Genomic DNA, 24,393 nt, shown 5'->3' on the forward strand with positions numbered 1-24,393 from the left:
GGCCGGCGTCAGGAATCCGTAAAGACGCCGGGCAGGATGACGGACCAACCTCCACGTCCCACCGGCCGTCTTCCCCATCGTCGTAGCGGCGTATGACCGTACGGCCGTATCGCCGTGCCAGCCGTGCCCGTCGAGTCGTCGGGGGAGCAGGAGACGTGGGAGAGCGGACACCTGGACCGGGGGCCACGGACGGCCCGCCGGAGGAGCACGAGACCGTCCGCCGCCGTGCCCTGCGGCTCGTCCGGCTGTCGTATCGGCTGCTGCTGTCCCTGCTGCCGTTCCTGTTTCCCGCCTGGACCGTTCTGAGTGTCTGGACCGCGGGCGACCGCGTGTCCTGGTTCGCGTCGATGGCCACTCTGACGGCCTTCTTCGTGGTGCTGGAGGGCCTGGGCGCACCGGCGCAGCACCCGCGCCTGGTCCGCCGTACGGTGGAGGGCGTGGGCCTGGCGGCCGTCCTCTCGGTGTGCCGCCTGCCGTCCCTCAGGGCGGGCCACGACCTGTCGTACCCGCTGGTCTCGCTGGTGCTCCTGGCGGTCGCGCTCGCCGCCGTCGCCCGGGCCCGGCTGCACCGCTGGGGCGCTCCGTTGTCGCGGCCGCTCCGCTTTCCGCTGGAGGGCACCTGGTACGTCGTCCATGGCGGGGGCCGCCTGATCAACCACCACGCCCCCTTCCCCGAGCAGCGCGGCGCCGTGGACCTGACGGGCCTGGGCCGCTACGGCACCCGCAGCGCCCGCGACCGCGCCGACGTGACGGCGTACGCCGCCTACGGGCGCCCGGTGTTCGCTCCCTGCCGGGGGCGTGTCGTCTCCGCCGGCGACGGCATCGAGGACCAGCGTCCGGGCGCCGTCCGCCGCCAACCCCTGTACGGCAACCACGTGTTCATCGACACCGGGCGGGAGATCGTCAAGCTGGCCCATCTGCGGCCGGGTTCGCTGAGGGTGCGCGCGGGCGACGAGGTCGAGGCGGGCCAACTCCTCGGCGAGGTGGGCAACAGCGGCAACTCCACCGAGCCCCACCTGCACCTGCACGCCGAACGCGACGGCGTGGGGCTGGACCTGGCGTTCAGTGACGTGCCGGGCCGGCTGTACCGGGGCCGGACGGTTCGAACGACACGGATGACTCGAACGGCCCGCCGGCGGGCGTCGGCCCGTCCCTGAGCCTGCTACGCGCGTATCCTCTCTTACCTGCATATTCGAGCGGAGAGTCACAGAAATGTTCTGGAAAGGTAATGGGGTCCGTAAATCCCCCAGAACCGGTCGCCCGGATTGCAGAGTGTGCGTGCGCGGTCATCCGGCCGCCACCCGCACAACGCACCACCGCCCGGTTGGCGGCGCTTCGGTGTCCGCAGCCACGTGGTGCTCTGGACCTCTGTAGGAGTTCCTCGTGACCGTTTCCGCTTCTGTGCGTCGCATGACCGCCGTCGCCGCCGTGGCGGCCGCCGCCATGGCCGTCACGGCCCTGCCGGCCGCGGCTGCCGGCCACCCGACGGCCCGGCCGCACCACAGCACCGTCCGCATCAGCGGCGTACACGCCGACTCCGGTCGCGGCGTCCGCGCCCTGAACCAGGAGTGGGTGGCCATCACCAACGACTCGCGGCGTGCGGTCAACCTCAGCGGCTGGAAGCTCTCCGACCGTGCCGGCCACACCTACACCTTCCACCACTACACCCTGGGCGGTCACGCCACGGTCCGCGTCCACACCGGCTACGGCCGCGACACCCGCCGTGACCTCTTCCAGGACCGCCGCAAGGCGGTCTGGGACAGCCGCGACACCGCGACCCTGCGCAACGAGCACGGCCGCTTCGTCGCCGATGCCTCCTGGGGCCACGACCGTCGCCACCACTGATCTGACCGCCCCCGGCGGCCACGTTTCCTGACACCACGCCCGAGGCCCACGACTCCGACCTGCTCGGAGTCGTGGGCCTCGGCCTTTGACCAGCCGCTGTCCGCCGGACAGCCGCTGATGTCCGCCCGGCCTAGGCCCTGTCGTCACATTCCCTCCCCCAGCCTTCGGCCGGGAGGTGCCCCCAGCCCCGCGACGCCATGCACGCTCCCCCCGCCTCCGGCCGGGAGGTGCCCCCACTCGCCGCACCGGGCCCTGACCCAAGTACGTCCAGTACGAGGATCAGGGCCCGGCACTCCCCCAGCCTCCGGCCGGGGGGACCCCCAGAGCACGCACCTACGGCGACATCGGCCTCCCCCGCGCTCGGCTTCGCTCGCGCGGGAGGTGCCCCCGTCGGAGGGCGGGCGCGAGGCCCGCCCTCCGGGCGGACGGCGGGAATTTGACGACAGGCCCTAGTCGACGTCCACCGGACCGTCGTCCGACTTGCGGCCCTTGGCGCCCGGCAGCTGGAGCATGCTGCCGTTGCTCTTGTTCTCCTCGGGGCGGTGACCGTCGGAGTCCGGGCCGCTCAGGTTCTGCCGCACCGAGTCGAGGATGGTCAGGCCCTGCGACACCAGGCCGGCGGCGATCTCGCCGAGGCCGTCCGCGCCGTTGAGGACGTTGACGTTGGCGCCCGCGAGGCCGCCGGCGGCCTCCTTGACGATCTGCGGGAGCTGGTCGATCAGCATCCGGTCGAGCGCCACCCGGTCGTACGACGCCGCCGCCTCCGCCTGGATCTTCATCCGCTGCGCCTCGGCGGCCGCGAGGATCCTGACCCGCTCGGCCTCGGCCTCCGCCGGCTTCACCACCTCGGCCACCAGCTGCTGCTGACGCAGCTTGGCCTGGCGCTGGGCCAGTTCCGTCTGGGCGGCCAGCACCTCCTGCTGGGCGTGGGCCTGCGCCAGCGGTCCGGCCTGCGCGGCCTGCGCCTGGGCGCGGTCCACCTCGGCCGAGTACTCCGCCTGGACGATGGCGGTCTGCCGGGCGTACTCCGCCTGGTTGCGCGCCGCGGCCTGCTCCGCCTCGACCGAGGCCTGGGTGGCCTGCGCCTGGGCGATCTGCGCCTGCCGCTGGATGGCCGCCTTGTGGGGTGCGGACATCGCGTCGATGTAGCCGGTGTCGCCGTCGTCGATCGACTGGATCTGCAGCGAGTCGACGATCAGGCCGATCTTCGCCATCTCCGTCTTGGAGGTGTCCAGGACCTCCGCGGCCAGCTTCTGCCGCTCGGTGACGATCTCCTCGACCGTCATCGAGCCGATGATGGCCCGCAGATGGCCGGCGAAGATCCGGCCGGTGAGCACCGACATCTGGTCCTGGTCGGAGAGGAACCGCTGGCCCGCGTTGATGATGCTCTCGTGGTCGTTGCCGACCTTGAAGGCGATGACCGCGCGGACGTGCAACGCGATGCCCTGCTTGGTCACACAGGTCTCGGTGACCTCGGACTCGCACATGGACAGGGTGAGGAAGCGGACCTTGCGGAAGACCGGGAGCACGAACTTGCCGTGCCCCGTCACCACCCGGAACGGCGCGCCCCCCAGTCCCCGCCTACCCCCCGAGATCAACATCGCCTCGTCGGGGGCGGGGACGCGATAACCGAACATGCTCGTACTCCTCAGCCGGCGCCGGCGGTGTTCTCGCCGAGCGCGTCCAATGGATCCACCCACTCGATGACGCCGACCTCCCGGCATCCACGAGATTCGATCACGAGGACCGCCGCGCCCAGGGGCAGGGGGTCCTCCGACCAGGCGAGGAAGGTCTCGGAGCCGCCCCTGACCCGCACCAGGACCTCGCCGGGGCCCGCGGATCCGCGGGTTCCGACGAGCAGCTTCCCCGTGCAGCCGATCACGGCCTCGTCCTGCGGCATCACCGGCCGTCCTCCTCGTCCTGGCCCCAGGTTTCCGACGATAGACCCACTCCGCCCCCCGACCAACGGGCAGGATCCCCTGGCCTGATCCGCGGGGGCGCGGCGATTCCCGGGACGAACGCCAGGGCGGTCAGGAGCGGGGATCTTCCCTGCTCCTGACCGCCCTGAGGTGGGGGTCTTCCATGGGGGGTGTTGCGAAGGGCGGTGAATGCCCTCAGTCGTACGTCAGTTGCAGAAGTTGAGGAGGTCGAGGAGGCCGTTGCCGCACTGGAAGTGCTCGCCGTCCCCGTCGCCGCCGCCGTGGCCGAGCGCCGGGGCGGCGGCCTTGGTGGTGACGTGGGTGACGGGCGTCGCCGCGACCGCGGAGGTGGCCGTCGCCAGGCCCGCGGCACAGGCGATGCCCAGGGCGGCGCTCACCACGAACGCGCGCGAGACACGGGAAACGGACTTCTTGGTGTGAGGTGTAGTGATCATGTGCTCACCCTGCACGCCTCCGCGACCCGCTGCCCGCCGAGCGCATCCGAGCGGGTGAGCACCCCGGGCGGGGGCCGTCGAAGTCCGTCGGCGCCGGGCGATGCCGCACGCCCAACTCGCCGTATTCAAAGGAGAATTGACGTGGCGCGACGGGCCGTACCCCACTCGCACCCGATCGGCGGCGCTCGGCCGAGGGAACGGTTCGGCGCCCGCCCGCGTCGTCCTTCTCCACAGCACGGAGGCTGTACCGGGGAGAGGACGGACGGGTGCGGACGAGTGACTTCGCCAAGTGGACCGCGCGGTTCGAGGACGAGCGCGAGCGCAGGCGCGAGCAGGGGGACCCGGACTGGGGGCGGGGCGCGGCGCTGCATCCGGCGGTGTGGGCCGGCATCCAGCGCTTCCAGGTCGGCGAGGACGGCGACGGGGCCAACCTCGTCGGGAAGGCGGACGCGGCCGGCGACCCCGACTACGCGCGGGCGGTCCGCCTCTTCGTGGCCGAGGAACAGAACCACGCCCGGCTGCTCGCCCGGCTCCTGGCAGCGGGCGGCGTACCGACCCTGACGGGCCACTGGAGCGACACCGTCTTCGTACGGCTGCGGCGGCTCATGGGCCTGCGGCTGGAACTGCTGGTGCTGATGATCGCGGAAGTGGTGGCCCTGCGGTACTACCGGGCCCTGCGCGACGGCACCGACGACATCCTCACCACGGAGGTGGCCGGACGCATCCTGGCCGACGAGGAGCGCCACGTGCCGTTCCACTGCGAGCGGCTGCACGCCTCGCTGGCGGAACTGCCCCGCGCGACGCGCCGCCCGGTGATGCTGCTGTGGCGGCTCCTCCTGCTCGCGGTCACCGCCGTCGTCGCCGTGGACCACGGCCCGGCGCTCCGCCGGCTCACCGTCGGCCGCGCGCGGTTCGTCGCCGACGTCATGGCCTCGTCCCGCGCCGTCGTCACCGCCGTACTGACGCCCCGTCCGGACGCGTGGACGAGCGCGGGCTGACAGCGGGAGGAGTGGGAGGGCGCGGGGTGCTCAGTCAGTCCGCCTGAGGGCGGGCCAGGCCGTGGTCGTAGGCGAAGATGACCGCCTGGATGCGGTCCCGGGCGCCGATCTTGGACAGGACGCGGCCGACATGCGTCTTCACCGTGGATTCCGACAGGACGAAACGGCCGGCGATCTCGCCGTTGGACCAGCCCTTGCCGATGGCGACGAGGATCTCGTGTTCGCGCTCGGTCAGGGAGGCCAGCCGCGGGTCCTCGGCGGAGCCGGCCGCACGGGCCGGCACGAGCCGCGCGAACTCGTGCAGCAGCCGGCGGGTGAGGGCGGGAGCGATCACCGCGTCGCCGCCCGCCACGGCACGGATGCCCGCGAGGAGTTCCTCGGGACGGGCGTCCTTGAGCAGGAAGCCGCTGGCCCCGGCGCGCAGGGCCGCGTGGACGTACTCGTCGAGGTCGAAGGTGGTCAGGACGAGGACCCGGGAGCGGTCACCGGCGGCGACGATGCGGCGGGTCGCCTCGATGCCGTCCATGCCGGGCATGCGTACGTCCATGAGGACGACGTCGGGACGCAGCTCGGCGGTCTTGCGGACGGCCTCCGTGCCGTGCGCGGCCTCGCCGACCACGTCCGTCTCGGGCACGGAGTCGAGGAGCATGCGGAAGCCGTAGCGCTGGAGCGGCTGGTCGTCCACGACGAGGACGGTGGTCATCGGCAGGCCCCGTTACCGGCCCCGGCCCCGTCCCGGTCCCTGGCCCCGGCCCCGTCCACGGCCCCGTCCCGGTCCGTGGCCCCGGCCCTGGCCCCGACCCGGTCCCTGTCCCCGTCCCGGTCCCTGGCCCTGTCCCCGTCCCGGTCCCGGTCCCGGTCCCGGTCCCTGGCCCCGACTCGGTCCCTGGCCCCGGCCCGGTCCCGGTCCCTGGCCCCGTCCCGGTCCCTGGCCCCGTCCCGGTCCCTGGCCCCGGCCTGGTCCCGGTCCCTGGCCCCGTCCCCGGCCCCGTCCCGGTCCGTGGCCCCGACTCGGTCCCTGGCCCCGGCCTGGTCCCGGTCCCTGGCCCCGTCCCCGGCCCCGTCCCGGTCCGTGGCCCCGACTCGGTCCCTGGCCCCGACTCGGTCCCTGGCCCCGACTCGGTCCCGGTCTCCGGCCCCGTCCCCAACCCCGGCCCCGGCCCCGTCCAGGTCCCCTTTCCCGGCTCCGTCCTCGGGAGTGAGATCGAGGGTGGCCCGCACCGTCCAGCCGGTGCCGGCGGGGCCCGCGCTGACGTGACCGCCGTAGAGCGCCGCGCGTTCTCTCATGCCCACCAGACCGTGTCCTTCCTCGTTCGCCGTACCGGCACGGACGCCCGGCTCGGGCGGCCCGGAATCCTGGACGGTGATGGTCAGCCGGCTGTCCTCGGCGACGATCGCCAGGTTCGCACGCGCCCCCGCGCCCGCGTGTTTGAGGGTGTTCGTCAGCGCCTCCTGCACGATCCGGTAGACCGTGAGCTGCACCCCGCTGTCGAGGGCGTCGACCTCGCCGGCGCTGCGGTAGACCACGTCCAGACCGGCCGCGCGTACCCCCTCGCACAGCGCGTCGACGTCCACCAGGCCCGGCTGCGGGGCCAGTTCGGGCTCGGTCCGCGGGCCGTCCGGCTCACGCAGGACGCCGAGCACCCGCCGTAGTTCGCTCAGCGCCTGACGGCCGGTGTCCCCGATGAGGCCGAGGGCCTCCTTCCCGCGCTCCGGGGCGGCGGCGGTGGCGTAGGCGCCCGCGTCGGCGAGGGTGATGATGACGGCCAGGTTGTGGCCGACGATGTCGTGCATCTCGCGGGCCACCCGCGCCCGCTCGGCCGCGACGGCGAGCCGCCCCCGCTGGTCGCGCTCCGTCTCCAGCCGGGCCGCGCGGTCCCGCAGCCCGGCCAGCTGGGCCCGCCGGATGCGGATCATCAGACCGAGCGCGAGGGCCGCAGTCGCCGTACTGAGCAGGAAGAACAGCGCGTCCCAGACCGACACGGCCGCCGAGACCCGCGCCGCGACCAGGCCCAGCGCGCCCGCCGTGGCCGCGCAGCCCCACGGCAGCTGCCGTAGCGGCGCGTGCAGGGCCAGGCTGTACAGGGCGACGAAGAGCGCGACGTCCGCACGGAGGGCGGCGCCCACGGACCACTGGACGACGAACACAGCCGTGACGGCGCCGAACGCGGCCGCGGGCGCCCGCCGCCGCCACAGCAGCGGCAGCACCAGACCGGCCTGCAGGAGCAGCATGCCGGCCGCGGGCAGCCGGGTGAACACCAGGCGGAGGCGGCGCGGCCCGTCGCCGTCCCCGTCCCCGCTGATCGCGCCGACCGCCTGCAGCAGGTCCGGCAGGCAGAACAGCAGGAAGACCAGCACCACCACCGCGGTGTCCAGCACCCAGGGACGGGCCCGGTCGGCATGCCGGAGCCGCTGGCCGGCCCGGCCCAGCCGGGCGACCAGCGGCCCCATCCCGCCGAGATCGTCCATGGTCGTGGTCATCGCGGTCGTGGTCATCGTGGTCATCTTGGTCGTGGGCATCGCACTCACCCGCCCATGATGCGCGCGGCCGCCGGGGCGGACGCGCTCAGACGTCGCTGCGCAGCAGCCGGTACGCCGCCCCGGCCAGCGCCAGTGCCGCCCAGGCGAGGAAGACCAGCAGACCGGCGGAGGGCGACAGGCTGGTCGAGTCGTGGGTCAGCGCGAAGACCGACTCGCCCGCGTTGCTCGGCAGGTAGGGGTCGATGTCCCCCCGCCACGAGGTGGGCAGCAGGGAGACGAGTCCGGGCACCAGCATGAGGGAGGCGACCAGGACCGAGATGCCTCCGGCGACCGACCGCAGCAGCGCGCCGAGGGCGGTGCCGATCACCCCGACCAGGCCGAGGTAGAGTCCGGCGCCCAGCAGGCTGCGTACGACACCGGCGTGACCGAGGCCCATGGCGGCGGGCGTGCCCGACACGACCTGGCCGCCGACGAGGAAGGCGGCGAACGCGCCGACGGTCCCGACCACCAGCGCGATCACGCCGAACACCGCCGCCTTGGACCACAGCACGGGCAGCCTGCGCGGTACGGCCGCGAGGGACGAGCGGATCATGCCGGTGGAGTACTCGCCCGCCGTGACCAGCACACCGAGCACGCCGAGCGCGAGCTGGGCGAAGTTCGTGCCGAACAGGGACAGGCTCACGGCCGTCGCGCCGGCGAAGTCGTGGTCCAGGTGGCGGCCCGAGTCGAGGCTCGACTTGTAGTGACTCGCGGCGATGACGCCGAACGCGACGAGGAAGAGCAGGCCGAGGCCGAGGGTGATCCAGGTGGAACGCAGGGACCACAGCTTGGCCCACTCCGAGGCGAGCACGCGCCGGCCGGTCACCCGGTAGGCGGGCCGGGCCGCCGGGGCGGCCGGGGCGGTTCCGGGGGTCCCGGGAGTTCCAGGGCTCTGGGGCGTTGCGGTGAGGGTGCTCATGCGGCGCTCCCAGGGGTCGTTGCGACAGTGGCCGTTTCGGCGTAGGCGTCGGCGTCGGCGTTGGTGTGGGTGGACCCGTGGTACTCGACGGCCTCCCGGGTCAGCTCCATGAACGCCTCCTCCAGCGACACCGCCTTGGTGGTCAGCTCGAACAACGGGATGCCGTGCTCGGCGGCCTTCAGCCCGATCTCCCGGGCGGACATCCCGGTGACCTGCAACTCCTCCGTGCCGATACGGCCGGTGATGTCGACGCCGGGCCCGGCCAGCACGTCCCGCAGCCGCGCGGGGTCGTCGGTGGAGACCTTCACGGAGTCGCCGCCGGCCTCGCGCACGAGGTCCCGTACGGTCGTGTCGGCCAGCAGCCGCCCGCGCCCCACGATGATCAGGTGATCGGCGACCAGGGACACCTCGCTCATCAGGTGCGAGGAGACGAACACCGTGCGCCCCTCCGCCGCGAGGGAGGTGAGCAGGTTCCGGATCCAGAGGACGCCCTCGGGGTCGAGGCCGTTGACGGGTTCGTCCAGCATCACGGTCTGCGGATCGCCGAGCAGGGCCGCCGCGATCCCCAGCCGCTGACCCATGCCGAGCGAGAACGCACCGGCCCGCTTCTTCGCGACGCTGCCCAGCCCGGCGAGGTCGACCACCTCGTCGACCCGGCGGCGCGGAATGCCGTGGGTCAGCGCGAGCGCGCGGAGATGGTTGTAGGCCGAGCGGCCCGGGTGGATCGACTTGGCCTCCAGCAGCGCCCCGACCTCCTGCAGCGGCGCCTGGTGGCGGGCGTAACGGCGTCCGTTCACCGTGACGGCCCCGTGGGTCGGCGCGTCCAGTCCGACGATCATGCGCATCGTCGTGGACTTGCCGGCGCCGTTGGGCCCCAGGAAGCCGGTCACCGTGCCCGGCTTCACGATGAAGTCCAGACCGTCGACGGCTGTCTTCTCCCCGTACCTCTTGGTGAGCCGCTGTGCCTCGATCATGGGCGTTCTCTCTCTTCGGACTCCGGCGCCCGAACCGCCTGACGCCTCCTCACTCACGCTAGGCGCGGCATCCCCCGGATCCGGTGGCACCGGGGGCTGAACGGCGGAGTCCGGGTGGTACCGCGGTACTACGACCCGGTGCGCGGTCAAGGAAAGAAAGCGAGCCGGCGGCCCCCGCCCCGACCGCCCGACACGCCATCTGACCAGCCACGCGACCCATTTCACCGGTCCTCTTGCCTTGCCCTGCCACGGTCGGAGACAGCGGCCGTCGCCGACGGCCGTCTCACGGCAAGGAGCGGGTCGCCAGCGTCGGCCGGCTCATCGCACAGGAGCGGGCCGCCACCGACGGCCGGCTCATCGCACAGGAGTGATCGGCTTGCAGCAACCTGAGGTCCTCACCGGCGTGAACGGCGTGAACGGCGTGAACGGCGCGAGTACGGTCGAGGGGACCCAGGCCCCGGCCCAGGCCCCGGCCAGATCGGTGATGAAGAAACTGCCCGAGGTCACCCTGGCGTTCTGGGTCATGAAGATCGCCGCCACGACCCTGGGCGAGACGGCGGGCGACCTCTTCTCGCAGACGCTGAAGCTCGGCTACTTCCTCACCACGGTCGCCCTGTTCCTGGTCTTCGTGGTGACGCTGGTGGTCCAGCTGCGCTCGTCCCGCTACCACCCGTTCTTCTACTGGACCGTGATCCTTTCGACCTCCATGGCCGGCACCACCATGTCCGACTTCATGAACCGCGACGCCAGCGCGGCCTACCTCACCCCGGGCGCGACAAAGCTCGGCTGGGGCCCACAAGGCCTGGGCCTGGGCTACCCGGCCGGCGCGGCGATCCTCGTCTCGCTCCTCCTGGCGATCTTCCTGGCCTGGAAGCTGAGCGGGCTGACGTTCCAGATCCAGGACATCGTCACGTTCCGGGGCGAGGCCTTCTTCTGGTCCGCGATCCTCGTCTCCAACACCCTGGGCACCTCCATGGGCGACTTCCTCTCGGACAGCTCCGGCCTGGGCTACGGCGGCGGCGCCCTGCTGGTCACCGCCGCACTCGCCGCGCTGCTGGCCCTGACGAGGGTGCCCGCCGTCCCCAACGTGCTCCTGTTCTGGATCGCCTTCGTCCTCACCCGCCCCCTGGGCGCCACCGCGGGCGACCTCCTCACCAAGCCGGCCGTCAAGGGCGGCCTGAACCTGGGGACGACCGGCTCGTCCGCCGTCCTCCTCGCAGTCCTGCTCGGCCTGATGGCCCACGCCCACGTACGGGAGTCGCGTGAGAGCCACCGGCTAACGTGACCTCATGGCGAGTCAGATCATCACCATAATCGGCGTCCTGCTGGGCGCGATCACCTCGTTCATCGCCACGACCCTGGCCGAACGCGCCAAGTTCCGCCAGGGCATGGCCACCCGGTGGGACGAGCGCAAACTCGACACCTACGTCGAGTACGTCGCCTGCGTCAAGGAAGCGTCCCGCGCCGCCTGGCGCGTAATCGAAGCTCGCGAACGCGGCGAGGACCCTGCCGAGGCGCTCGTGGAGATGGAGACGCTGGAGGCCCGCCGCTCGGTACTGTTCGAAGGGCTGGTCCTGCTGGCGGAGGACACGGCCGCGTCGGCGGCCGCCCACGCCAACGAGCGCCTCTGGGCCCTGCTCCGCTGCGCCCGGGAACCGGCCGCCACCCCCGCGGCCCGCCGCACCGAGCTCGGCCCCGCACTCATCGAGGCACTGAACACCCTGCACAGAGCGGCCCGGTCCGATCTGGCGATCAACAGGCCATCATTGTCAGGGCGATGAGGTGATCCCGCTGCGGAAGCCATGAGCCCGGAGAAGACGAAGCGCCCACCCCAGCCTTCCCGATGTGCCGACACCGCAGACCCAGTTGAGCCCGTCCGCTGCCGCAATCCCGGTCGCGGCGCGGACGACGCCAAAGACGATCTCTCCGCGGCGCAACCCTCCAGCGGGTCCGGCAGCCGTCTCAGGTGCTGTTCGCGCCGCCGAAGCGGAGCAAGCGGTCCCGCCCCGGGGCGGGACCGCTTGCTCCGCCGGACACGTCTCGGCCGGCATTCGTCCCGGACACCCCGGGGCCATCAGAGTGTGAACACGCTTATGCGTAAGCACGCCTTTGGTGTTCGCTGATCCAGCGGGCAGCGAGGAGGCCGGAGGCCGCGGTGAGGACGGCGGCGGCGATGACGGTGGCGTTCAGGCCGAAGGTGTCGGCGAGGACGCCGGCCACCAGGGCGCCCGCCGCGTAGCCGACGTCGCGCCAGAAGCGGTAGGTGCCGAGGGCGTTGGCGCGCCAGGCGGGGTGGGCGTGGTCGGAGACGGACGCGATCAGGGCCGGGTAGACCATGGCGGTGCCGATGCCGAGGAACACCGCGGAGAGGATTCCGGCGAGCAGGGGGCGGCCGAGGAGGGCGAGGGCGAGGACGAAACCGACGGCCTGGACGAGCATGCCGGACACGATGAGGGGTTTGCGTCCGACGCGGTCGGAGAGATGCCCGGTGTAGGTCTGCCCGAGGCCCCACAGGATCGGGTAGAGGCCCTTGATGAGACCGACGGCGGCCAGACCGAGGCCGTGATCGGTGAAGAGCAGGGGGAAAACGCCCCAGGTCAGACCGTCGTTGAGGTTGTTGACGAGTCCGGCCTGGCTGGCGCCGCGCAGGGAGCGGTCGTGCCAGGAGGTGCGGGCGAAGGTGGCCTTCAGGCCGGTGTCCTCGCCGGTGCTCAGGGGCTCGCTGTGCTGGGCGACTTCGAGAGCGACGTGGGCGGCGGTGTCGCGGACCACGAGGCACAGGGCGAGCCCGGCGGCGACGAAGACCACGCCGATGAGCTCCGGGACGGGGCGCAGGCCGTGGGTGGTGGCGAGGTAGCCGGTGAGGACGGCGGTGGCGCCCACGGCGGTGTAGCCGGCGGCTTCGTTGAGGCCGGTCGCCAAGCCTCGGCGAGCGGGGCCCACGAGGTCGATCTTCATGTTGACGGTCATCGACCAGGTCAGGCCCTGGTTGAGGCCGAGCAGGACGTTCGCGGCGACGATCAGGCCCCATGAGGGCGCCCAGGCCAGAGCGAAGGGGACGGGGATGCCGATCAGCCAGCCGGTGACGAGGAGCTGCTTGCGGCGGAACCGAGCGGTCAGCGCACCTGCGGCGAGGTTGGTCAGTGCCTTGCTGACGCCGAAGGCGATGATGAAGGAGAAGACGGCCAGGTCGCTGGTCAGGCCGAAGACGCGGCCGCCGATCAGGGGGACGGTGGTGCGTTCGAGGCCGACGAGGCCGCCGACGCAGATGTTGACCACGACGAGCAGGGTGAACTGGAGCCGGTTCTCCCGCAGACCCAGTCGGACGGGACGCCCGGCCGCGTCGGACGGTGCCGTGATCCCTGGTGGGGTGTTCACGCGACCCTGCCCTCGCCCTCGCCCTCGCCCTCGCCCTCGCCCTCGGTGCCCTCAGAGCCCTCAGCGCCCTCGGTGAGCCGCTGACCGTGGGCGGTGGCGTAGTCGGCCGGTCCGCCGTCGAGGACGGCGATACCGGTGTGGCCCGCGCGTTCCAGGAGGCTGGCGGCGGTCATGGCGCGCTCCCCGTGGCCGCAGGCCACGACCGGCCCCACGGGGGCTTCGGCGGCGCGATCGGCGAGGTCGCCGAGTTCGATGTGGACAGCGCCGGGGACGTGCCCGGCGGCGAACTCGGCTTCCTGTCGTACGTCGAGGTAGGGGCCGTCGCCGATGCGGTCGGCGGTGGCGAACGTGGTCGTGGATCGCTGGTTGCCGTCGGCCGGCCAGGCGGCCATGCCTCCGGCGAGGTGCCCCGCGAGACGCTCGTAGCCGATCTTGTACGCCTGCCAGACGATCTCGTTCAGGTCCTGGTCGTGGTCGGCGACGAAGACGAGCGGGGCGGTGTCGGGCAAAAGCCAGCCCAGCCAGGTGGCGAACTGGTCGCGAAGCGGGATGGACAGGGAGCCGGGGATGTGGCCGGCCGCGTAGTCGGCCGCCGGGCGCACGTCGACCACGTGACCGCCGTCGGCGAGCAGGGCCTTGACCTGACCGACGTCGAGGGCGGGCAACGGCCGGGTGGAGGTGAGAACGGCGGCGCCCCGCCGGTTCACCTCGGCGAGCCGGTCGAAGTAGGCGGGGTAGCTGCCCAGGCCGGCCAGCAGCCGTCCTACGAAGGTGTCCTCGTCCGGGGCGGCCAGCAGTGAGTTGGCCTTCCGCTGCTCGCCCACGGTGGAGGTGCGTTCGGCGCCGGGCGGGGCCGAGCAGAAGGAGCCTGCTCCGTGGGTGGGCCACACCCGGGTCTCGTCGGGCAGGGCGGCCAGCCGCCGCAACGAGCGGTACTGGGCGCGGGCGAGATCCTCGGTGCGCTCGGCGCCGAGCAGATCGGTGCGGGCGGCGGAATTCACGATCAGCGAGCCTCCGGTGAAGACGCCCAGTTCGCGGTGGTCGTCCAGGAGGAGGAAGGCGAGGTGCTCGTCCGTGTGGCCGGGGGTGGCCAGGGCACGCAGGGTCAGTCCGCCCAGGTCCACCTCGTCCCCCTCGGCCAGACCGCGGTGTGAGAAGGCGCGCCGCCCGGCGGCGGAGGCCAGGACGGTTGCTCCCTGGTCGTGCGCGAGCTGGAGGGCGCCGGAGAGGAAGTCCGCGTGCAGGTGCGTATCCGCCGCGTACGCCACCACGAGCCCGCGCCGCTCGGCGGCTACCCGCAGGTCGCGCAGGTCGCGGCTCGCATCCACGGCCAGGGCGCGGCCGTCGCCGAGGTCGACGAGGTAGGCACTGTTGCCCAGTCCGTTGTCGACCAGAGGTATCAGGTGATCGTCGGCGAAGCCCATCGGTCCTCCAGGGGGCGGATGCGGGAGGGCGTGTGGTCACGGCCTCCGGCTCCATCTACACTATTCCATGGATCTATGGAGGATGGCATGGCGGGAAACGGCAGGGCGGATGCGAAGACGCGGCTGTACGACGCGTTCGCGGCCAGCGGCAAGGCGCTGGCCAGCGGAAAACGCCTGGAGCTGCTCGACCTCCTGGCGCAGGGCGAGCGCACGGTGGACGCCCTGGCCAAGGCGGCGGGACTGAACCTGACGACGGCCTCGGCGCACCTGCAGACCCTCAAGCAGGCCGGGTTCGTCGCCACCCGCCGTGAGGGGGTGCGCATCCACTACCGGCTCGCCGGGGACGACGTGGCGCGGCTGTTCGCGCTGCTCCGCAAGGTCGCCGAGCGCCATCAGGCCGCCGTGCCCGCGGCGCGGGACGCCTACCTGGGCGACGACGGCACGGCCGAGGTCGGCCGCGAGGAACTGCGCGCCCGTGCGGCGGCGGGTGACGTGGTGGTGCTGGACGTGCGGCCGGCGGAGGAGTACCGGGCCGGGCACATCCCGGGGGCGGTCTCCATCCCGGTCGGGGAACTGGCCGACCGCATCGACGAGTTGCCCGAACAGACGGAGATCGTCGTCTACTGCCGAGGTGAGTACTGCGTGCTGGCCTACGACGCCGTACGGCTGCTGACCGATCGGGGGCGCCGGGCCATCCGCCTCGACGACGGCATGCTGGAGTGGCGCCTGGCCGAACTGACCGTCGATCCCGGGGATCCGGAGTGAGGCAGGGCGGGGCGCGTACGTCCGGAGCCGGGCGCTTGTCTCATCTCCGGGGACGGGCGTGTACGTCCGGAGCCGGAGACGTACGTCCGGACCCGGACGACGGGTCGGCCCACCTGGACCACACGCCCCGTCGATCCGCGGGTGGCCGACGTGATACGGCCGCCGCACCTGACGGACTTCTTCGGCCTCGCCGACGACCGTGCAGGCGACCTCGCCCCACCCTGTCCCCGGCAGTCACCTGACCGTCTGCCCGCCACCCGCTGCTCGCCGCCCACCACCCGTCAGCCGTCACCCGCCAGCCACCCGCCCACCCCCCGCCCGCCTCACGGCAACGCGGCCGGCCCTGGCCGCCCCTGACCATGGGAAGAGACATGACCAGCACCGCACCGTCCAGTACGACGGGCGCCATACCCGACGCCGCCCAAGCACAGCGCCGCATTCTGCGTGTCCTGGTCGCCTCCCAGATCCTCAGCGGAGCAGGTCTCGCCGCCGGCGTCACCGTCGGCGCCCTGCTGGCCCAGGACATGCTCGGCACGACCAGCCTCGCCGGGCTGCCCAGCGCCCTGTTCACCGCCGGGTCGGCGCTCACCGCGGTGGCCGTCGGCCGCGTCTCCCAGGCCCGGGGCCGCAGACCGGGCCTGGCCGCCGGCTATCTCACGGGAGCCATCGGCAGCGTCGGCGTCATCACCGCAGCCGTCCTGGACAACCCGGTCCTGCTGTTTCTCGCCTTGTTCGTCTACGGCGCGGGCACCGCCACCAACCTTCAGGCCCGGTACGCCGGAGCCGACCTCGCCGACCCCGCCCACCGCGCCCGCGCCGTTTCCACCGTCCTGGTCGCCACCACCCTCGGCGGCGTCGCGGGACCCAACCTCGCAGCCCCGGCCGGCCACCTCGCCGACGGCCTCGGCATCCCCAGCCTGGCAGGCCCGTTCCTGCTGTCCGGCGCCGCCTACGCCCTCGCCGCCCTCGTCCTGGCGACCTGCCTGCGCCCCGACCCGCTGCTGGTGGCCCGCAGCCTCGCCGCCACCGAGCAGAGCGCCACCACCGCCGACACAACCGCGTCCGCGCAGGCGGGTCGTGGCGGTGTCGTTCTGGGCGCGCTCGTCATGGTCCTCACCCAGCTGGTCATGGTCGCGATCATGACGATGACCCCGGTCCACATGCGCGACCACGGTCATGGCACCGCCGCCTCCGGCCTGGTCATCGCCGTCCACATCGGGGCCATGTACCTGCCGTCACCGCTGACCGGCTGGCTCGTCGACCGCTTCGGCCGCTTGAAGGTCGCCGCTGCCTCCGGCCTCACCCTCCTGGCCGCCGGCATCGTCGCCGCCGACGCACCAGGTGACTCCGTGGCGGTCCTCGCGCTCGCCCTGGCCCTGCTGGGCCTCGGCTGGAACTTCGGACTCGTGTCGGGCACGGCGATCATCACCGACACCGTGCCGCTCGCCACCCGTGCGAAGACCCAGGGCATGGTCGATGTGTCCATCGCGATCGCCGGCGCCGCCGGCGGCATCTCCTCCGGGATCGTGGTCGCCGCGACGAGCTACCCCGTCCTCGCCCTCACCGGCGGCGTCCTCGCCCTCGCCGTCCTGCCGGCCGTCGCAGCCACCGCCTATCGCCGATGAGTGCACGAGGCCCGGGGGAGAAGTCTCACCTCACCCAGCACCCCGGACGTCACCGGCGAAGCCATTCCCAGGAGCGCGCAGCGGCACTGGACCGCTTTGCATCGGGCGCCTGCTGGCAGACTCGGAACCTGCTGGAGCAGCCGTGGGAGACGAACGCGCGCACCGGTTCGCGCGACGAGGACGGTGGACATGACGAACGACCTGCGCATCCGCATCGACGCCACCGACCTGCCCGGCCTCGTCTGCCCGCCGGTGGCCTGCGCCGACGGCGCTGCGCAGGCCTACCGCAACATTCACGTCGCCGTACAACGCCGCGCCCGCCCCGGCGAACTCCTCGACCCCCAGCCGGGAAACGCCACCGCGGCGACCTGGACACTGCCGTGCACCGCGACCGCCGCGCCCAACGGCATCGACGTCAAGGGCCCGTACATCCAAGGCCGTTCCGGCGAACGCTTCATCTACCTCTCCTGGGGCACCGTCGAGGACACCGGCGCCTTCACCATGTTCCGCCGCGCCAAACTGCTCCTCGGCGCCGTACCCACCGACGTACTCGACGCCGCGACGCACACCGGTCTGCTCGTCGGACGCCTCGGCCTCACCGACGCGAACGGCAACCCGCTGTGCGCCCGCGTCGTCCCCCCGGCCATCACCTGGACCGCCGAACCCACGGGCTGAAGTCCATGCTCAGAAGCGTGCAGCGAGCCATGTGATCCGGCTCGTGTATCGGGCCATCCGCTCACGCATCGCTCACGCATCGCTCACGCGCTGCCGAGTGCAGAGCAGCGCCTGGTCAGACCTGCCCGAGGTCGATCTCCACCGGGAACGGGGCCACGACCTTGAGGACGCCGGTGAACACGTCTCCGTCCCGGTAGGTCTTCGTCGCGGGGTCGAGAACGTAGGTGTACACGAGAGGAACACCTGTCGCGGCCTGCTCGATCCGCCAGTAGAAGCCGATGCCTGCCTTGGCGTACTGGTCGACCTTCACGATCCGGTCGGTGGTCTCCGAGCCCGGCGACACCACCTCCGCGACCAGCAGTACGTGCTCGGGGCGGGTGGGGGTGACGTCGACCGTGTCCGCGCGGTACACGACGACGTCCGGGTGCCGATTGGTGAGCGGGACGTCCTGAAGCCTGACGTCGAAGTCCGTGTCGGCGTTCCACTCCGGGCCCGCGGTGGCATCCAAGGCGTTCGCCAGAATCCGAGCGAGCCGGTTGTGCCGCTTGGACGCGCTCGGACTCACGACGATCATCCCGTCCACGATCTCGATGCCGGCGCACTGCTCCGCGGACCAGGAGTCGTACTCCTCCGCCGTGATCTGCTCATGCATCCACGCCGGGGCCACCATCTCGGCCGTCATGAAGCACCTCCCGGACACTGGGCCGCGGGCCCGATCCCGCTGGGTTCAGCGTACTGTCTGTCGTCCGTCCGGCACGCCTGTCCCGCTCCGTATCCCCCCGGTCGCCGCCCTCCGACCAGCGCGCCCACGGCAAGAGTGAGGAACCGGCACGAGGGCCTCGTCACCAGGGGGCCCAACCGGATCTCGTCCCGTTCGGTACAACGTCTGCCGCCCGAGCGGATCGGGCGCCATGGGGGAGATCAACTTCCCGCCCCGCTCATGCAATCGGCTCCTGGAAGAGGGAGCCGAGGCCGAACATCGAGCCTCCCTGGGAAAGAAACCCAGGTGGCAGAGTGACGCGTTGTGCCCCCGGCAGGATTCGAACCTGCGACACCCGCTTTAGGAGAGCGGTGCTCTATCCCCTGAGCTACGAAGGCGGGGATCTGTCGGAAAGCGTGTCTAAAACCCAGCCCTGGTGAGCTGTGGGTTGCAGGCCTGCTGCCGACAGGTCGGGTGGGCCGTTTGGGTCCACCGCGGTCAGTGTAGCGGGTGGACCGGGATCCGCATCGTAGACATGATCCGGTCGCTCCTGCGCCGGTGGGCGAGGGGCGGGGCGGGCTGGGCTGGCAGCGCGTGAGCCGGAGGGCGGGGGCTGTCAGGGGGTGACGGGTTCCGGTTTGTGCAGGGCTCTGGTGACGGAGTTGCTCAGCCAGGCGTAGCCGATGTAGATGAGGAGGGCGCCTTTGGCTCCGTAGGCGGGGACTCGTTTGTGTGGGTAGCTCTGGTCGAACCGTGAGTGAGTCGATTCGCTGTCCTGGCGGAAGCCTTTGAGGCGGCGGCCTGCGGGTGTGTCCGGCGGGACCTGGCGGAGGTGTTCGGTGCGGTTGAAGCGCTTCCTGCCTGTGGTGGGGTCGATCTGGCGGTCGTCTTCGGTTTCGTCGACGCGGATGTGGAGGGTGTGGTCCTTGATGCCACAGGGGATGGTGAGGCGGTGGTAGAAGCGGGTCCGCTTTCCCTGCCGGTACTCGAGTTCTTCGACGGGGAGCGGGGTGTAGTGCGTCTGTCCGTCGATGGTGATGCGGCGCTCGCAGACTCGGGCCTCGGCGACGTAGAGGTCGTGTGTGCAGATCCCCTTCTGGTAGCGCTGCAGGGACTGGGGCTTGAGCCCTGAGTGCTGTGGGGTGAAGACGACCAGTCCCTCGGCGATCAGCGGGGCGCGGTGTTTGCCGCGTAGCGCGGCGTCGTAGGTGGCGGCCCTCAGTCCTGGTGCGCGGGTCAGGATGTACTTGACCATGTCGACGAAGGCGGCGCCCTCGCCCTCCCGGTCGGGGTCCTCTGCCTGGCTTCTGTGGCGGATGGATTCCAGGGCGAGGATGACGCGGCTGTGGGCTTTGTCGGCGAGGCGGACACCGACGGAGAGGAACTTGTTGCCGTAGACCTGCTTGTCACCGCCTTCTACGGTGATGCCGGCGTCGGGGTCAACGCGGTGGGTCCGGATTTCCCCGGTCGTCTTGTCGGCGGTTTCGTGTTCGGTGTGAGACGAGGGCGGGGCGGCGACGGTGGCGTCACCGTGCAGGACCTGCTGGCGCTCGGGGTAGATGCGGCTGACGCGTTTCGCGGACTGTTGCATCATTCCGTGGTCGAGAGCCTGTTGGATCCACAGGTCGCGGCTGGTGTCGCGGACGCGCGCGTTGGCGGGTTTGAGGTGCTTGCCGAAGTAGTGGTTCCAGTTGCTGCGGGAGGGGCCGACCGGTTTGAGGGCGTCGGCGGCCTCGTCGCCCTGGTGCCTGCGTACGGCGCGGCGGACCGTGTCCCACCACAGGGGCCGCTGGAGGTGGCTGGCGGTGGAGCGGGCAGACCCGAACAGGGAGATCGCACAGAGGAAGATCAAATAGATGACGGGAGGGTAGTGGGCGGGGCGTCCGACGTCGCTGGGGCCGGGTAGGGCTGCGGCGGCGGTGTAGAGGTCGGGGTTGTTCACGAGGTACTCGAACCGTTCGTCCTGGGTGAGGGCGGGGGCCTCGGGACCTTTGGGCGGCGGACGGTCCGTTGCGGCTCCGAAGGCGTCGTCGGGGATGGCGCCGTAGAGGTACTCGGTCTGGTCGCGTTGCTGCTTGGTTTTGGGCGCGGCTGTCCTTCTGCGCGGGCTCATCGGGCGGTGTCCTCGTTCCTCCACGCGAGACCGGCCAGACCGGCGGCGGCATCGAGGGAGGACAGGCCCAGGCGGCGGGCGACCTCGGAGAGTTGTCCCGTCTCGTGCAGGATCTGGCGGGCGACGTAGCGGGTGATGTCCCGGGGTTCGACCTTGCGCTTGGGCGTGGCCAGTCCGGCGTTGCGGGCGATGTCGTTGAAGCCGGCGCCGACACTGGCCTGGGCGCCGTACCGCGAGGACTTCGTGCTGGTGACCAACCGGTGCGGGCCGCACCCGGAGCGGTCCAGGCGGGCGGCACGCAGGCCCAGGACGTAGACGCCCCATTCGGTGAGGCGGCAGGTCCGGGGGTGGGTGCGGGTTGCACCGGCCGTGCTGACGCGGGCGTGCGCCAGGTCGAGGTCGGTGGTGTCGGCGGCGGCGGTCTCCGCGCTGTGCAACCCGGCGAGCAGCAGTGCGAGAAGAGCGGCGTGCCGGGTGGCGGGCATGCCGCGTTCGGCGTGGAACTGCAGGCTTTCGATGTCCCGCGCCGTGAGGCTGGCGCCGGGGCTGCGGGGACCGCGCTTGATCGGCGGGGAGTCGAGCAGCGGTGCGGCCTTCGTCATGCCCAGGGACCGGGCGTGGGCGAAGAAGGACGCGATCGCGGAACGGCGCTGGCGGCGGGTGCTGCCCGCCGGGTTCAGGGTGATGTTGTTACGGCGGTCGCGTCCGGGGGCGGCGATGAACGCGTGCGCCAGATCCTTGCTGACGTCGTCCATACGGCTGATGCCATGCGCTACGGCGTAGCGGTGCAGGCGCTCGCTGACCTGCATGTAAAGATCGGCGGTCTCGACGCTCATCCGGCCCGCGGCGGCCTCGTGCAGCCACAGACGGCTGACTTCCAGCAGTGCCTCTTTGATCGTCGCGCTATCCACGGCGGTCTGCCCGGACGAGCGGGTTCCGGACGGGTGAATCGCACGCGCCGCCGGCGGCGGCCACGCTACGGTAGGCGGTGTTCCTCGCCTTGTGTGAGGGCATGCCGAAGCCCCTTCCTGCGCGGCTGTGCCGCGCCGGTCGTGGTGACGGTGGGTCCGGCGGCGCCAACCCGGCCAAGGGATAGCGGGCGCCGCCGGACTGTTTGTTTCGGGAGCCTTATGAGACAGGGCGCCCCCGAAGCTTCGCGGTGAGTTGGTGCACGGCCCGCAAGTGACCGTGCAGAGCGACCACTTCCTGTTCGGTGAGGCGGGTCAGATCCGCCAGCAGCACCGGCGGCAGCAGCAGGGCGAGCAGATCGTCGTCGCCGCCGTAGGCGGATCGGGGCTGCTCGCCTGCCGCGGTTGCACGGCGCGGCGGCGGGACCGCTGAGGTCCCGGGCGTCTCCGGGGTCTTCGGCTCGGCAACGGGCGGGCAGACAGTTTCCGGTCCCGTCCGGCGGCCGATGCTTGAGGCGGGGCCGTCCGCCGTGGCGTCACTGGTGAGCGGGGACCGGGGCTCGAGGGTGACCGGGGCCGTGGGGTCAGCCGCGTCGGCCACGGGGGCAGGCGGCAGCACGTCCTGCAGGTGGGCGGCGCCCTCGTACCAGCTCAGGAATCCATCTCCGTCACGGACGATCATGCCCACGACGACGAGCAGGTCCAGGAGGACGTGTCTTGGCCGGGGACTCTCACATCGGTTATAGGCGGGGACGGATGCACTGACTTCATGCGAGCAACGCCGCGATGTCGCGAGCCGCTTCGCGTGCCGGGCGGCTGGCGCCGATGAGGGTGGCGGATGCCGGGCCGGTCCAGTCGCCGTAGCCGAGCAGGTGCAGGCGCGGCTCGTCCGCCGCGCGGGTGCCGTGTACGGCGATGTGGCCTTGGTGGTCTCGGAGTCGGAGCGGTGCCAGGTGGGTGAGGGCGGGGCGGAATCCGGTGCACCAGATGACCGTGTCGGCGTTCGCGTGGGTGCCGTCGGCCCATTGGACGCCCTTGTGGGTGAGCCGGGTGAACATCGGCTTGGCGTCGAGGAGTCCGGCGGCCCTGGCGGCGCAGGTGGTAGCCGGCGGCGAGCCCTGCCTGTCCGCCGCCGATCACGATGACGTCTGTGCGCCGGTCGGTCGACATGCCCCTGCCCACCCGTCAGCTTTCCAGGTCAGCGGTCGCCGACTGCCCGAAGGCCGTGAACTTGCGGCGCCAGGCGAGCGAGACGTAGACGAGGGCGACCAGGACCGGGACCTCGATGAGCGGGCCGACGACGCCCGAGAGGGCCTGGCCGCTGGTGACGCCGAAGGTGGCGATGGCGACCGCGATGGCGAGTTCGAAGTTGTTGCCGGCGGCGGTGAAGGCGAGCGTGGCGGTGCGGTCGTAGGCCAGACCGATCGCCTTGCCGAGGGCGAAGACGCCGAACCACATCACGGCGAAGTACGCCAGGAGCGGCAGCGCGATGCGGGCGACGTCCAGCGGTCGCGAGGTGATCGTCTTCCCCTGCAGGGCGAAGAGGACGACGATCGTGAAGAGCAGGCCGTACAGCGCCCACGGGCCGATCTTCGGGAGGAAGTTCGCCTCGTACGACGTGCGGCCCAGCTTCCGTTCGCCGATGCGGCGGGTGAGGAATCCGGCGATCAGCGGGACGCCGAGGAAGATGACGACGTTCAGCGCGATCTTCCACATCGAGATGTGCAGCTTCTGGCCGTCGCCCAGGTGCAGCCAGCCGGGCAGCAGGTCGAGGTAGAACCAGCCGAGCAGGCCGAACGCGAGGACCTGGAACACCGAGTTGAGGGCGACCAGCACGGCGGCCGCCTCTCGGTCGCCGCAGGCCAGGTCGTTCCAGATGATGACCATGGCGATGCAGCGGGCCAGGCCGACGATGATCAGGCCGGTGCGGTATTCGGGCAGGTCCGGGAGGAAGATCCAGGCCAGCGTGAACATGACCGCCGGGCCGACCAGCCAGTTGATGACGAGCGACGAGACCATGAGCTTCTTGTCGCTGGTGACGGCGTCGAGCCGGTCGTAGCGGACCTTGGCCAGGACCGGGTACATCATGATCAGCAGGCCGACGGCGATGGGCAGCGAGATGCCGCCGATCTCGACCTTCGCCAGCGCGTCGCCGAGACCGGGGATCGCGCGGCCGAGACCGAGGCCGAGGGCCATGGCGGCGAGGATCCACACGGCGAGGAAGCGGTCGAGCGTCGACAGCTTGGCGACGACCGACGACTCCTCAGCGGTCGCGGGTGCTTCGGTGCGGGTCACGGGCAGGACCTCTTGTTGTCGGCGGCGCTACGGGCGGACTCGGCCAGGGCGGCGAACTGGCCGGCGAGCGAGGCGATGACGTCCGGGCACAGCTTGTAGTACGTGTACCGGCCGCACGGCTCGGTCTCCACGACCCCGGCCTCGCGCAGCACCCGCAGGTGGTTGGAGAGGTTGGTCTGCTTCGCACCCGTCTCCTCCACCAGGTGCGTGGTGCACAGCGTCTCTTGGGCGAGCAGGGTGACGATCTGGAGCCTGAGGGGGTCTGCCAGAACCCGGATCAGATCAGTATCGACTGACGTCAGCATGGGCTGATACTCTCACATCATTCGTGGCTGACACCAGTCGGAGCTGACTTGTAGGCCCGGCCTGACGTGCTTCGCCGCTTCGCACCTCGCACCTCGTCCCGTCCCTCAGAAGGAAGAACGCCCGTGTCCTCCCGCCCGCTCGCCTCGGTGCTGTTCGTCTGCGTTCACAACGCCGGACGTTCGCAGATGGCCGCCGGATTCCTGCACCATCTCGCGGGTGACCGGATCGAGGTCCGCTCCGCCGGCTCCCTCCCCGGTGACCAGGTCAACCCCGCCGCCGTCGACGCCATGAACGAAGTGGGCATCGACATCTCCCGGGCCGTACCGAAGATCCTGACTGCCGAGGCCGTCCAGGCGTCCGACTACGTCATCACCATGGGCTGCGGCGACGCCTGCCCGTACTTCCCCGGAAAGACCTATCTCGACTGGCAGTTGGCCGATCCGGCCGGCCAGGGGCTGGACGCGGTGCGCCCGATCCGGGACGAGATCAGGGCGCTCATCGAGGGACTCATCGCCGAGATCGACGTGAAGAACCACAAGAAGCAGAGCAACCAGAAGAAGCTGGAGAGCTGAGC

Annotated in this window: 23 protein-coding genes, 1 tRNA gene and 2 pseudogenes; 10 read left to right on the forward strand and 16 right to left on the reverse strand. The window is 71.6% G+C overall.

Annotation, left to right across the window (positions count from 1 at the left end; translation table 11 throughout):
• The first annotated feature begins 155 nt into the window (after positions 1-155).
• Positions 156-1,157, forward strand: a complete 1,002-nt coding sequence (locus DBP14_RS19980; protein WP_164992365.1) for a M23 family metallopeptidase — start codon at positions 156-158, stop codon at positions 1,155-1,157.
• 253 nt (positions 1,158-1,410) lie between these two features.
• The gene (locus DBP14_RS19985) at positions 1,411-1,845 is read left to right on the forward strand and encodes a lamin tail domain-containing protein (RefSeq protein ID WP_129308527.1); all 435 of its coding nucleotides are present in this window, start codon (positions 1,411-1,413) and stop codon (positions 1,843-1,845) included.
• A 449-nt stretch (positions 1,846-2,294) separates the two neighbouring features.
• Here DBP14_RS19985 and DBP14_RS19990 read toward each other — a convergent pair whose 3' ends face one another.
• The 3 genes from DBP14_RS19990 to DBP14_RS20000 all read right to left on the reverse strand — a co-directional run bounded on the left by DBP14_RS19990 (position 2,295) and on the right by DBP14_RS20000 (position 4,219).
• The gene (locus tag DBP14_RS19990) at positions 2,295-3,482 is read right to left on the reverse strand and encodes a flotillin family protein (protein WP_129308528.1); all 1,188 of its coding nucleotides are present in this window, start codon (positions 3,480-3,482) and stop codon (positions 2,295-2,297) included.
• Between the two features lie 11 nt (positions 3,483-3,493).
• Positions 3,494-3,745, reverse strand: coding sequence for a hypothetical protein (locus DBP14_RS19995; RefSeq protein ID WP_129308529.1), 252 nt, complete (start codon positions 3,743-3,745; stop codon positions 3,494-3,496).
• 225 nt (positions 3,746-3,970) lie between these two features.
• The gene (locus DBP14_RS20000) at positions 3,971-4,219 is read right to left on the reverse strand and encodes a hypothetical protein (protein WP_129308530.1); all 249 of its coding nucleotides are present in this window, start codon (positions 4,217-4,219) and stop codon (positions 3,971-3,973) included.
• 266 nt (positions 4,220-4,485) lie between these two features.
• Here DBP14_RS20000 and DBP14_RS20005 point away from each other — a divergent pair, with 266 nt between their 5' ends.
• On the forward strand, positions 4,486-5,217 hold the full coding sequence (locus tag DBP14_RS20005) for a ferritin-like domain-containing protein (protein ID WP_129308531.1): 732 nt from the start codon (positions 4,486-4,488) through the stop codon (positions 5,215-5,217).
• Between the two features lie 34 nt (positions 5,218-5,251).
• Here the strand turns inward: DBP14_RS20005 and DBP14_RS20010 are convergent, their stop codons facing one another.
• The 4 genes and pseudogenes from DBP14_RS20010 to DBP14_RS20025 form a co-directional block, all read right to left on the reverse strand.
• On the reverse strand, positions 5,252-5,920 hold the full coding sequence (locus DBP14_RS20010; protein WP_129308532.1) for a response regulator transcription factor: 669 nt from the start codon (positions 5,918-5,920) through the stop codon (positions 5,252-5,254).
• 482 nt (positions 5,921-6,402) lie between these two features.
• Positions 6,403-7,722: pseudogene (locus tag DBP14_RS20015) on the reverse strand (histidine kinase); the annotation flags it as partial.
• 61 nt (positions 7,723-7,783) lie between these two features.
• Positions 7,784-8,656 carry an ABC transporter permease gene (locus DBP14_RS20020; RefSeq protein ID WP_129308533.1) on the reverse strand — a complete coding sequence of 291 codons (873 nt, stop codon included), beginning with the start codon at positions 8,654-8,656 and terminating at the stop codon, positions 7,784-7,786.
• Complete coding sequence (locus DBP14_RS20025) at positions 8,653-9,630, reverse strand: ATP-binding cassette domain-containing protein (protein ID WP_129308534.1); 978 nt, start codon at positions 9,628-9,630, stop codon at positions 8,653-8,655. Before DBP14_RS20025 ends, DBP14_RS20020 begins: the two co-directional genes overlap by 4 nt.
• Before the next feature lie 376 nt (positions 9,631-10,006).
• On the opposite strand from DBP14_RS20025, the gene DBP14_RS20030 reads away from it, so the two are divergent.
• On the forward strand, positions 10,007-10,915 hold the full coding sequence (locus tag DBP14_RS20030) for a hypothetical protein (RefSeq protein WP_241740980.1): 909 nt from the start codon (positions 10,007-10,009) through the stop codon (positions 10,913-10,915).
• Positions 10,916-10,919: 4 nt separating this feature from the next.
• Positions 10,920-11,411 (forward strand): hypothetical protein, encoded by a 492-nt coding sequence (locus DBP14_RS20035; RefSeq protein WP_129308535.1) that lies wholly within the window; start codon positions 10,920-10,922, stop codon positions 11,409-11,411.
• Positions 11,412-11,721: 310 nt separating this feature from the next.
• Here the strand turns inward: DBP14_RS20035 and DBP14_RS20040 are convergent, their stop codons facing one another.
• Positions 11,722-13,008 (reverse strand): MFS transporter, encoded by a 1,287-nt coding sequence (locus DBP14_RS20040; protein ID WP_129308536.1) that lies wholly within the window; start codon positions 13,006-13,008, stop codon positions 11,722-11,724.
• Positions 13,005-14,432, reverse strand: coding sequence for an MBL fold metallo-hydrolase (locus DBP14_RS20045; RefSeq protein WP_129308537.1), 1,428 nt, complete (start codon positions 14,430-14,432; stop codon positions 13,005-13,007). Before DBP14_RS20045 ends, DBP14_RS20040 begins: the two co-directional genes overlap by 4 nt.
• Positions 14,433-14,519: 87 nt before the next feature.
• Here DBP14_RS20045 and DBP14_RS20050 point away from each other — a divergent pair, with 87 nt between their 5' ends.
• From DBP14_RS20050 to DBP14_RS20060, 3 genes are all read left to right on the forward strand, one after another.
• The gene (locus DBP14_RS20050; RefSeq protein ID WP_129308538.1) at positions 14,520-15,197 is read left to right on the forward strand and encodes a metalloregulator ArsR/SmtB family transcription factor; all 678 of its coding nucleotides are present in this window, start codon (positions 14,520-14,522) and stop codon (positions 15,195-15,197) included.
• A 371-nt stretch (positions 15,198-15,568) separates the two neighbouring features.
• Positions 15,569-16,822, forward strand: a complete 1,254-nt coding sequence (locus DBP14_RS20055; RefSeq protein ID WP_129308539.1) for an MFS transporter — start codon at positions 15,569-15,571, stop codon at positions 16,820-16,822.
• Between the two features lie 189 nt (positions 16,823-17,011).
• The gene (locus DBP14_RS20060) at positions 17,012-17,497 is read left to right on the forward strand and encodes a DUF5990 family protein (RefSeq protein WP_129308540.1); all 486 of its coding nucleotides are present in this window, start codon (positions 17,012-17,014) and stop codon (positions 17,495-17,497) included.
• A 115-nt stretch (positions 17,498-17,612) separates the two neighbouring features.
• Here DBP14_RS20060 and DBP14_RS20065 read toward each other — a convergent pair whose 3' ends face one another.
• The 4 genes from DBP14_RS20065 to DBP14_RS20080 all read right to left on the reverse strand — a co-directional run bounded on the left by DBP14_RS20065 (position 17,613) and on the right by DBP14_RS20080 (position 21,221).
• Positions 17,613-18,179: a Uma2 family endonuclease gene (locus tag DBP14_RS20065; protein ID WP_129308541.1), complete on the reverse strand. Its 567-nt coding sequence runs from the start codon at positions 18,177-18,179 to the stop codon at positions 17,613-17,615.
• A gap of 343 nt (positions 18,180-18,522) precedes the next feature.
• A tRNA-Arg gene (locus DBP14_RS20070) sits at positions 18,523-18,595 on the reverse strand.
• 218 nt (positions 18,596-18,813) lie between these two features.
• Positions 18,814-20,310, reverse strand: coding sequence for a hypothetical protein (locus tag DBP14_RS20075; protein WP_241740981.1), 1,497 nt, complete (start codon positions 20,308-20,310; stop codon positions 18,814-18,816).
• Complete coding sequence (locus DBP14_RS20080; RefSeq protein ID WP_129308542.1) at positions 20,307-21,221, reverse strand: hypothetical protein; 915 nt, start codon at positions 21,219-21,221, stop codon at positions 20,307-20,309. The genes DBP14_RS20075 and DBP14_RS20080 overlap by 4 nt, the downstream gene beginning before the upstream one ends.
• Positions 21,222-21,492: 271 nt before the next feature.
• Here DBP14_RS20080 and DBP14_RS36125 point away from each other — a divergent pair, with 271 nt between their 5' ends.
• Positions 21,493-21,651, forward strand: a complete 159-nt coding sequence (locus tag DBP14_RS36125) for a hypothetical protein (RefSeq protein ID WP_164992366.1) — start codon at positions 21,493-21,495, stop codon at positions 21,649-21,651.
• 334 nt (positions 21,652-21,985) lie between these two features.
• Here DBP14_RS36125 and DBP14_RS20085 read toward each other — a convergent pair.
• The 3 genes and pseudogenes from DBP14_RS20085 to DBP14_RS20095 all read right to left on the reverse strand — a co-directional run.
• Positions 21,986-22,309 (reverse strand): annotated as a pseudogene (locus DBP14_RS20085) (pyridine nucleotide-disulfide oxidoreductase); the annotation flags it as partial.
• A gap of 94 nt (positions 22,310-22,403) precedes the next feature.
• Positions 22,404-23,513, reverse strand: coding sequence for an ACR3 family arsenite efflux transporter (gene arsB, locus DBP14_RS20090; RefSeq protein ID WP_129308544.1), 1,110 nt, complete (start codon positions 23,511-23,513; stop codon positions 22,404-22,406).
• Positions 23,510-23,818: a metalloregulator ArsR/SmtB family transcription factor gene (locus DBP14_RS20095; RefSeq protein ID WP_129308545.1), complete on the reverse strand. Its 309-nt coding sequence runs from the start codon at positions 23,816-23,818 to the stop codon at positions 23,510-23,512. The genes arsB and DBP14_RS20095 overlap by 4 nt, the downstream gene beginning before the upstream one ends.
• A 123-nt stretch (positions 23,819-23,941) precedes the next feature.
• Between DBP14_RS20095 and DBP14_RS20100 the strand changes: the two genes are divergently transcribed.
• Positions 23,942-24,391, forward strand: a complete 450-nt coding sequence (locus DBP14_RS20100; protein ID WP_129308546.1) for an arsenate reductase ArsC — start codon at positions 23,942-23,944, stop codon at positions 24,389-24,391.
• Positions 24,392-24,393 lie beyond the last annotated feature (2 nt).

The sequence above is a fragment of the Streptomyces sp. L2 genome, assembly GCF_004124325.1.
Classification (GTDB): domain Bacteria; phylum Actinomycetota; class Actinomycetes; order Streptomycetales; family Streptomycetaceae; genus Streptomyces.

Bases quoted from the DNA above. Each gene is read 5' to 3' on its own strand.
- DBP14_RS19985 (WP_129308527.1), top strand. From the start codon at position 1,411: ATGACCGCCGTCGCCGCCGTGGCGGCCGCCGCCATGGCCGTCACGGCC.
- DBP14_RS19990 (WP_129308528.1), bottom strand. From the start codon at position 3,482: ATGTTCGGTTATCGCGTCCCCGCCCCCGACGAGGCGATGTTGATCTCG.
- DBP14_RS19995 (WP_129308529.1), bottom strand. From the start codon at position 3,745: ATGCCGCAGGACGAGGCCGTGATCGGCTGCACGGGGAAGCTGCTCGTC.
- DBP14_RS20000 (WP_129308530.1), bottom strand. From the start codon at position 4,219: ATGATCACTACACCTCACACCAAGAAGTCCGTTTCCCGTGTCTCGCGC.
- DBP14_RS20010 (WP_129308532.1), bottom strand. From the start codon at position 5,920: ATGACCACCGTCCTCGTCGTGGACGACCAGCCGCTCCAGCGCTACGGC.
- DBP14_RS20020 (WP_129308533.1), bottom strand. From the start codon at position 8,656: ATGAGCACCCTCACCGCAACGCCCCAGAGCCCTGGAACTCCCGGGACC.
- DBP14_RS20025 (WP_129308534.1), bottom strand. From the start codon at position 9,630: ATGATCGAGGCACAGCGGCTCACCAAGAGGTACGGGGAGAAGACAGCC.
- DBP14_RS20035 (WP_129308535.1), top strand. From the start codon at position 10,920: ATGGCGAGTCAGATCATCACCATAATCGGCGTCCTGCTGGGCGCGATC.
- DBP14_RS20045 (WP_129308537.1), bottom strand. From the start codon at position 14,432: ATGGGCTTCGCCGACGATCACCTGATACCTCTGGTCGACAACGGACTG.
- DBP14_RS20050 (WP_129308538.1), top strand. From the start codon at position 14,520: ATGGCGGGAAACGGCAGGGCGGATGCGAAGACGCGGCTGTACGACGCG.
- DBP14_RS20055 (WP_129308539.1), top strand. From the start codon at position 15,569: ATGACCAGCACCGCACCGTCCAGTACGACGGGCGCCATACCCGACGCC.
- DBP14_RS20060 (WP_129308540.1), top strand. From the start codon at position 17,012: ATGACGAACGACCTGCGCATCCGCATCGACGCCACCGACCTGCCCGGC.
- DBP14_RS20065 (WP_129308541.1), bottom strand. From the start codon at position 18,179: ATGACGGCCGAGATGGTGGCCCCGGCGTGGATGCATGAGCAGATCACG.
- DBP14_RS20075 (WP_241740981.1), bottom strand. From the start codon at position 20,310: ATGAGCCCGCGCAGAAGGACAGCCGCGCCCAAAACCAAGCAGCAACGC.
- DBP14_RS20095 (WP_129308545.1), bottom strand. From the start codon at position 23,818: ATGCTGACGTCAGTCGATACTGATCTGATCCGGGTTCTGGCAGACCCC.